At 46.9% G+C, this 6499-nt stretch carries 5 protein-coding genes and 3 pseudogenes; 5 read left to right on the forward strand and 3 right to left on the reverse strand.

Going from position 1 to position 6499, the window contains the following annotated elements; translation table 11 throughout:
* Nucleotides 1–137 precede the first annotated feature (137 nt).
* Nucleotides 138–467: pseudogene (locus tag POG22_RS21580) on the forward strand (IS30 family transposase); the annotation flags it as partial.
* 18 nt (nt 468–485) lie between these two features.
* Here the strand turns inward: POG22_RS21580 and POG22_RS21585 are convergent.
* Nucleotides 486–1151: an HAD family hydrolase gene (locus POG22_RS21585; protein WP_063715091.1), complete on the reverse strand. Its 666-nt coding sequence runs from the start codon at nt 1149–1151 to the stop codon at nt 486–488.
* 275 nt (nt 1152–1426) lie between these two features.
* Here POG22_RS21585 and POG22_RS21590 point away from each other — a divergent pair, with 275 nt between their 5' ends.
* The 4 genes and pseudogenes from POG22_RS21590 (at nt 1427) to POG22_RS21605 (ending at nt 4832) form a co-directional block, all read left to right on the forward strand.
* Nucleotides 1427–2464 carry a CHAD domain-containing protein gene (locus tag POG22_RS21590; RefSeq protein WP_063715090.1) on the forward strand — a complete coding sequence of 346 codons (1038 nt, stop codon included), beginning with the start codon at nt 1427–1429 and terminating at the stop codon, nt 2462–2464.
* A gap of 243 nt (nt 2465–2707) precedes the next feature.
* Nucleotides 2708–2947, forward strand: a pseudogene (locus POG22_RS21595) (IS630 family transposase); the annotation flags it as partial.
* 685 nt (nt 2948–3632) lie between these two features.
* Nucleotides 3633–4071, forward strand: a pseudogene (locus POG22_RS21600) (AAA family ATPase).
* Nucleotides 4068–4832 (forward strand): tRNA(His) guanylyltransferase Thg1 family protein, encoded by a 765-nt coding sequence (locus tag POG22_RS21605; protein ID WP_063715088.1) that lies wholly within the window; start codon nt 4068–4070, stop codon nt 4830–4832. The pseudogene POG22_RS21600 and the gene POG22_RS21605 overlap by 4 nt, the downstream one beginning before the upstream one ends.
* Nucleotides 4833–4931: 99 nt before the next feature.
* Here the strand turns inward: POG22_RS21605 and rimM are convergent, their stop codons facing one another.
* Nucleotides 4932–5540, reverse strand: a complete 609-nt coding sequence (gene rimM / locus POG22_RS21610; RefSeq protein ID WP_063715087.1) for a ribosome maturation factor RimM — start codon at nt 5538–5540, stop codon at nt 4932–4934.
* A gap of 32 nt (nt 5541–5572) precedes the next feature.
* A complete protein-coding gene (locus tag POG22_RS21615) occupies nt 5573–6346 on the reverse strand; it encodes a sensor histidine kinase (RefSeq protein WP_498907080.1) in 774 nt (257 codons plus the stop codon).
* Nucleotides 6347–6499: the final 153 nt, after the last annotated feature.

Here is a 6499-nt window from a genome sequence, read left to right on the forward strand (position 1 = left end):
GGCGACTTGTCCTGGCTTGTGCCATCCCCCTTTCGTCGTACTTTGGCCGTTACGCTAAACAGATACCCAAGATGCCGGGGATCTGGAAATTGAGTGCGCCCAATTCGATGAATTTACATAATTGAGATGCACCCGAGTTTTCGCATCTGCCTTCTTCTCATCATAAAACATTGACATTTGATAACGGGAAGGAATTTAGTGGTCACGAAGAACTGACTCAGAAGCTGGGAGTATCCTGTTACTTTGCCAATCCTTATCATTCGTGGGAGCGAGGACTAAACGAGCATACAAATGGAATGCTTTGAGAGTTTTTTTTGAAAGGAACAAAGTTTAAAATTTTGTCACCAGACGCGGTCAAAAAAGCAGTAGATTTACTCAACGATCGTCCTCGAAAATATCTTGACTATCGAATCCCTTCTGAAGTATTTTATAGTCAGGGATCGGAGACCGTTGCATTTCAAACTTGAATTGGCGGTTTCTAGAATTCAAGACGCGATCGCCTCGAAGTTTTCTGCTAGCCAATCCCACAACCGAGACTCGCTAAAATCTGCGATCGCGAACGTCGCACCGACACCGATCAAACCTTGAGGATCGTGGGTAGTTGCCATTCCGACAGTCGTTAAACCGGCGGCGACTGCACTGCGGATTCCCGAGGGGGTATCTTCAAAGACGATCGCCTCGTTAGGGGATAGCGAAAGCCGCTCTAAGGCAAGCTGATAGGGAGCGGGATCGGGTTTTCCAAACGCGGCGTCTTCGGCGAGAACCACAGTATCGAAGCGGTTGCTGAGATTTAACGCAGACAACATAAACTCGGCGTTGGAACGCGGTGCGTTGGTAACGACGGCAGTGACGAGCGATCGCGCTTCGATCCACTCTAGCAGGCGATCGAGTCCCGGCAGGCGATCGAGCGTGACGCCATCCTCACGAAATCGCGCTTCTTTGGCTTCTGCAATTTTCAACCCTTCTTCAAATGGAAGTCTTGCTAGAACATCGCGCACGATCGCTTGATTTTCGCGGCCGCTGATGCGAGTTTGATAGAATTCACGATCGATCTCGATACCCAATTCTCGCAAGATATCTTGCCAAATGGCAAAATGGCGAACGTCAGTATCGACCAAGGTTCCGTCTAAATCGAACAAAATCGCTTTCATCGGCGATCGCTCCTCTTCTCTTTGTTTTTATCGGTCAGATCGCGTCACTTAACGTTGACGGAGATCGATCGCATCCGTCAAGCCTTTGGGGATTCTCTCCCTCAAACTTATAAACTCGTCCTCTGCGATCGTCGAATCACACGACGAACGAGGTGTGAGGTTAACAAAACGTTAAGAGATTCGTTAAACTGAAGATCTATCTGTCAAGATCGAGATGTTAACCATTGGGTGCGACATCTCCACAACACCCTAACGATTGGAGGTGGTAGCAATACATGACGGCGCAGCAGCCAGACTTACAACAACTTTTGGGCGATCGCGCCTACGATGCAGTTAAAAAGCACGTCCAACGAACGCTCGAATACGAATCTGACGTTCTCAAAGATCGCGATCCCGAAGCCTTACACCAGATGCGTGTGGGAATGCGACGGTTGCGATCGGACGTGACGGGTTTCGAGGCCGCCATCGAACTCCCGAAAGCCGCACAAAATAAACCGATCGGTAAAATTTCTCGGACGCTGGGAAAACTGCGAGATATCGATGTAATGCAGGAAGCGTTAGTCGAACGATACCAGCCAAATTTACCGAAGAAAGAGCGATCGAAAATCGAACCGGCGATCGCGACCCTAACCGAACAGCGAAAAGCTGCTTTAGCGGAAGTGCGCGAACTCCTCAAGGGGAAGAAGTATCAAAAATTCAAGAAAGCCGTCACTAAATGGCTCGATCGACCTCAGTACCACGTCTATTCTCAAATGGCGGTCGGCGACGTTCTCCCCGATATTTTACTTCCCAGTATCAGTCGTGTTCTTCTCGATCCGGGGTGGTGGGTTGGTTTCTCAAAAACCCCAGATAACGGCCATCGTCCGACCTTAAGCAGTGCAGAAGTCGAAGCCATTATTGCCAACGAAGGTTACGTGTTACACGAGCTTCGCAAGCAAGCCAAACGAGTTCGCTATTTGATGAATTCCTTCGCCGACCTTTACGGCCCCACCTATCAAACCTATCTTGCAGACATGAGGGAACTTCAGGAGGTGCTGGGTAACATTCAAGATAGTTGCGTGATGGGTGAGTTTCTCAGCAAAGTTTTTCACTGCGATTTGAAGCAAGAAACGCCGAAATTTGCGGAATTGCTCGAACAAACCCGTTTCGAGTCTTGGCAACGGTGGCAAGTGTTGCAAGGACGCTATTTAAACCCTCAAATCCGCCAGAATTTCCATCGCGAAATTTTACGAGGTATCGAACGTGTTGCGATCGCCTCTACTGAAGTCGAACCGAACGAAAAAAACCAGGTTTCAGCTCAAAGTTTGGGTTAAAACGTTAGTTTTGACTGGCGATCGACTGACAGAATTGTTAAGTTGCGACTCCCTACCAAAAAGATCTCACTCCAGACTTTTAAGTTTGGAGTTTTTTTTGATAACTCGTTTTCAAGTAACACGGAATCCGTAATTAAAATTTTGAGTAAATGCGATTTTTCGCGATATATAGCAACCCTAAATCATTCATGGAAAGCATTGTGCTCTAATAGATGAGAATGAACTTAAACTCGAGAAACTTCAATGACCATCATCAATGAATTGAATGATTTTATTTCCCAAACCAAAGAAGCAAGAGAAGTGAAGAGAGCTTTGGCTACCAAAATGATTTTGTCTGGGACGTCTTATCACGAAATCATGAAAATACTACAAGTTTCTTCCAGCTTTATTAGCTACTGGAAAAACCAAGTACTTTTTCAGGGAATTGAGAGTTTAAAACTTCAGCATAAAGGAAGTCAAGGCTATTTAAGTCTTGCCAAAAAAACAAAGGGCTCTTCCGACCTTAGTGTGTAGGGTAAATGCTTGTAGCCTGTATCTGGAAAGGGATTTCGCGATTTGAGATTCATTTTTATACAGTTTAGCGAAAACTCTTGCCCTGTAAGAGTTTCGACGATTTCTTGCATAGTAAGTTCGGAAGAGCCAAACAAAGTAATTGAATGGATAGGATACAGGAGCGAGATTATCTAAGAGTCTCTGATTTAAAGTGTCATCTACATCAAAAATATAATGGGGTGCATCCCAGTTATGCAATAAGCAAAAATGCTTACCCTTAAAGAGCAGCATAAGAGCTAAGCAATAAGGGTCTCCTGAGATTACGGTGTAATTTGTTATTAATAATACGAAATCGAACCGAGGCGCATTGCCATGACGCCCCTACAGCAAGGGTTTTGACCGGGCATAAAATCCGCTTATCACCTCAAACTCCGAAGACCCAAGTGTTTTGTCCAGCCAACGACATAAAGCTGTTGAAAAAAATCCAGAAAAAAATCAGTTATATTGAAAGATTCAACAATACTTTTAGTCAGTATGTATTTCGACTCGTTTGTAAAATTGTATCTTTCTTTAATAAAAAAACATCTCAAAACTTTTCGTGTTTTTGTGTCTTTGTGATAAAAATAAAAACGTAAATATTGATTTTTATTTATCGATCCAACCTACAAAAAACAAAATAAAAAGTATTATATTTGCAGGAATTCAAGGCTCGGGTAAATCGACATTTTACTTCCAATATTTTGCTAACACTCACCTCCGAATCAATCTCGATATGCTAAAAACCCGCCATCGAGAAAAGCTGATATTTGAAGCCTGCTTATACGCCAAACAACCCCTCGTTATCGACAACACCAACCCCACAAAACTAGATCGCGCTCGATATATCTCTCCTGAAAGCCTACAAATTCAGCGTTATCGGCTACTACTTCGAGTCTTCCTTGCCAGAATGCTTACATCGCAACAACCAACGCAGCGGAAAAGCAAAAATTCCCGAAATCGGCGTGCGATCGACCTATAATAAACTAGAAATTCCCGAGTTTTCCGAAGGTTTCGATCGCCTGTTTCACGTCAAAGCGATCGCCCACGACTTTCTCGTGAGAGAATATCCAACATGAAATTTGACGAACTCGATAAAAAATTAAGACAATTTGAAAGTCTCAACGATCGCTACGTCCTACCCGGAATTTACATAGTCGCACGACTCGACGGTCGTTGTTTTACCAAACTCACTAAAGAAATCTGTCAGTTTGAAGCCCCCTACGATGCCAAATTTCGCGACTTAATGCTAGAAACGGTCAAACATTTAATGACCTGTGGCATTAAAATTACTTACGGCTACACCCAAAGCGATGAAATCTCGTTGTTGTTCGCCCTCAACGAAGGTTCTTTTCAACGCAAAGAACGCAAACTCAACTCCATTTTAGCCAGCGAAGCAGGGGCGAAGTTTAGTTTGCTTCTCGGACGAGTCGCCAGCTTTGACTGTCGAATTTGTCAGCTTCCAACCCCCGAACTCATCGTGGATTACTTTCGCTGGCGCAACGAAGACGCTCATCGAAACTCTCTCAATTCTCATTGCTATTGGGCGTTACGAAGAGACGGCGTATCAGCCCAACAGGTGGTCAAACAGCTCGATCGCCTCTCCGTCGCCCAGAAAAACGAGTTGTTATTTCAACACAACATCAATTTTAACGACTTACCCAACTGGCAAAAACGAGGAGTTGGGTTGTATTGGGAAACTTACGAAATCGAGGGAACGAATCCCAAAACGGGAGAAACCGCGAAATCGACACGAAGACGGCTTAAAGTCGATTTAGACTTACCCATGAAAGACGAATACAGCCAATTTATTCGACAGTTGATAGGGAACAGGGAATAGGGTTTCAGTCACCAGTCGCCAGTCACCAGTCGCCAGTGAAGACAGGTAACAGTATCTCCCCCTCTCCCCTTCTCCCTTTCTCCCCCTCTCCCTTACTCCCTAAGCCTGCACTTCCAACAACCCCGGTGGCGGGACGATTTCAATGCGTCCGGCGTCTAAATCCACCACGGGAACGATTTCCGTGACGAAGGGAACTAACACCGTGGGCGGTTTCGGGGGTTTGGGGCGTTTGGGTTTCTTGCGTCGGCTGCGTTTGGGGGGCGTGTCGGGAACCAGAAACGGGCGATCGAGTTGCACTTCCAAGAGGTCGTTTCCCGCCGAAAGAACGTCTGTGACAACTCCCAAGCGATCGCCTGTTGCTCGATCGAACACCGCCAATCCCACCAAATCTAAAACGTGATATTCCCCCTCTTCCAATTCCGGGCGATCGTCGGCGGACACCAGCAACACCGCGTCTCGCAAGTCTTCCGCCGCTTCCCGCGTCTCGACGCCCTCGAGTTCCACCACGTACAACCCTTTACCGGGAATGTCTCGCCCTCCGAGGAGTTCGACGGGTTGGGGATCGCGTTCCCCTTTCCGCTGCAACCATCGCGTTCCAGGTTCTAAAAAGCGTTCGGGAAAGTCGGTGTTGGGATACACCCGCAGTTCGCCCCGTAACCCCTGGGGGGCGACGATGCGACCGATTTCCAACCACTCCGATTCAGCCATAATCTCGTGCAATTCTCGTATCGTGAAGTCTTTTATTCTACCGAAACCGTCTGGCGATCGCAGTTGGGGAGCGTCACGATAAACGTCGTTCCCATCCCTTCGGTACTTTCGACGGCGATCGATCCCCCGTGAAGATCGACGCTTTGCTTGACGATGTGCAGTCCCAATCCCGTTCCGGCGATGTCACCGACGTTTTCCGCCCGCGTAAACATCTCGAACAGGTGGGGAACGTCAGATGCGGGAATTCCGATCCCTTCGTCACTGATGCAGAACTGGACGCGATCGCCCGCCAGAGACACCTCTAACTGCACTGTACCGCCGTCGGGAGAATACTTGACGGCGTTCGAGAGGAGGTTGGCGAGGATGTGACGCAGGAGGATTTCGTCGAGACAAATCGAGGTGGTTCTAACCTCTACCGAGATGTCAAAGGTCAAACAATGCTGGGAACCGGCTGTAGCCCGGACGCGATCGATGCTCATGTGACAGAACGCCGCCAGATTCAAGGGTTGGGGGTTGAAGGGAAGTCGTCCCGTTTCGAGTTGGTTGGCGAGCAATAACTCGTCGATCAGCACGTTCATATTAATTACGCTGGTTTTGATGCGATCGAAATACTGAGCTTTTTTCTCGGGAGAGAGGCGATCGCCAAGATATTTGAGAATTTCTGACGATCCTAAAATAGAGGTGAGCGGATTTCGTAAATCGTGAGCCGCCATCGAGAGGGTTTGGGTTTTCATGAGGTTGAGTTCCACGGCGCGATCGAGAGCCTGGCGAACCGCTTTTTCACTGCGAAATTTCTGTAACGCCATCTCGATGGTCGTGTAAATAGGGTTTGCTGAAAAAGTTATCAAAAGCTGGGGGTGGAAAATGAACAAGAAGCCGTCTTGCTCAAGGTATAAATCTGAATTGACTTAACTCGTCCACTTTATAAGTTACAATAATATTTCTCGACAAAATTATGA

It is taken from the genome of Geitlerinema sp. CS-897, from assembly GCF_028368005.1.
GTDB classification, from domain to species: Bacteria; Cyanobacteriota; Cyanobacteriia; order Cyanobacteriales; family Geitlerinemataceae; genus Baaleninema; species Baaleninema simplex.

What these genes read in the sequence shown, in the direction of transcription:
- POG22_RS21585 (WP_063715091.1), bottom strand. Translation starts at nt 1,151, where the DNA reads ATGAAAGCGATTTTGTTCGATTTAGACGGAACCTTGGTCGATACTGAC.
- POG22_RS21615 (WP_498907080.1), bottom strand. Translation starts at nt 6,346, where the DNA reads ATGGCGTTACAGAAATTTCGCAGTGAAAAAGCGGTTCGCCAGGCTCTC.
- POG22_RS21590 (WP_063715090.1), top strand. Translation starts at nt 1,427, where the DNA reads ATGACGGCGCAGCAGCCAGACTTACAACAACTTTTGGGCGATCGCGCC.
- rimM (WP_063715087.1), bottom strand. Translation starts at nt 5,540, where the DNA reads ATGGCTGAATCGGAGTGGTTGGAAATCGGTCGCATCGTCGCCCCCCAG.
- POG22_RS21605 (WP_063715088.1), top strand. Translation starts at nt 4,068, where the DNA reads ATGAAATTTGACGAACTCGATAAAAAATTAAGACAATTTGAAAGTCTC.